A 1,031-nucleotide genomic window follows, 5' to 3' on the forward strand; every position below is an offset into this window, starting at 1 on the left:
TGGACGAGGTGTTCGACGCGATCGAGGCCGCCAACCGCCGCCCGCAGCCCTGGACCGGGTTCGACCACGCAGTCCTGGGCGCCTACCGGTGGGCCGCCGGAGTCCAGGTCGCGGGACCGGTCACCGCCGCCGCCGCGGTCGGCGCCGTCGGGCCGTGCCGGAACCAGCTGCTGGCCGAATGCCGGGCCGCCGAGGTCCGCCTGCGCCATGCCCTGGAGACACGGGCGGACGCCGCGTCCGCCCTGGGCGCCTATCGGGCGCTGGCCTGGCTCTGCGGCCATCTCGACGACCGACCCTGACCGCCGCCGGCCTCCCGGGAAGGGCTCGCCTGCGTCGCGGACCCGGTCGACCAGGCCGAGCCCGGGGGCGAGCGGCTTGCGGGGTGCAGGCCGTGCTCAGCACCGGGAAGAGGTTGCTCTCCTCGTCCTGGACGCGGGCGGCGACTTCGTCCATGAGCCGCTGCACCACGGGGCCGGTCCGCGCGTCGTCGGTGTCCGTCCGGCGCCCGGGGCGGGTCCGGCGACCTCCTGCGCGGCCCCGCAGCCCTGGCCGGCCGAACCCACGGGCCGTCCGCCCACGGCTACGCCGGTCGGCGCAGCCCAGTTCCGCATCCGACGGGAGGTACTGGCAGCGTGACCACCATGGGAACCCCTACCGCTGCAGCCGACCGCCCGGGACCCGGCGCCGGGCCCGGCACCCGGGCACTGAAGGCCCTCGACGCCCTGGCCGGCGCACAGTGGCCCGACCCCGTCGTCGAACCCCTGCAACGGGTGGTCCAAGGCATACCGCTCGGGCGGCTGCGCGGCGTCCTGCACGGGCGCCCGCTCGGCCACCCCCTGCACCCGGCGCTCGTGCAACTGCCGGTCGGCGCCTGGCTCTCCAGCGCCGTGCTGGACCTGGTGCCCGGCTGTGAGCGGGCCGCGCGCGTCCTCGTCGCGGTGGGCGTGGCCACCGCGGGCCCGGCCGCACTGACGGGCTGGGTCGACTGGGCCGAGCAGCACGAGCAGCAGATGCGCACCGGCCTGCTGCAC

At 77.3% G+C, this 1,031-nt stretch carries 2 protein-coding genes; both read left to right on the top strand.

The window, feature by feature from the left end; all coding sequences use genetic code 11:
- A partial coding sequence (locus tag VR45_RS39980; protein ID WP_045944885.1) for a hypothetical protein occupies positions 1–299 on the top strand: 299 nt, incomplete at its 5' end.
- 342 nt (positions 300–641) lie between these two features.
- Positions 642–1,031 (top strand): DUF2231 domain-containing protein (locus VR45_RS46475; RefSeq protein ID WP_045944886.1); only part of this gene is annotated, 390 nt, incomplete at its 3' end.

It is taken from the genome of Streptomyces sp. NRRL S-495, from assembly GCF_000966955.1.
In the GTDB taxonomy this organism is placed as follows: Bacteria; Actinomycetota; Actinomycetes; order Streptomycetales; family Streptomycetaceae; genus Kitasatospora; species Kitasatospora purpeofusca.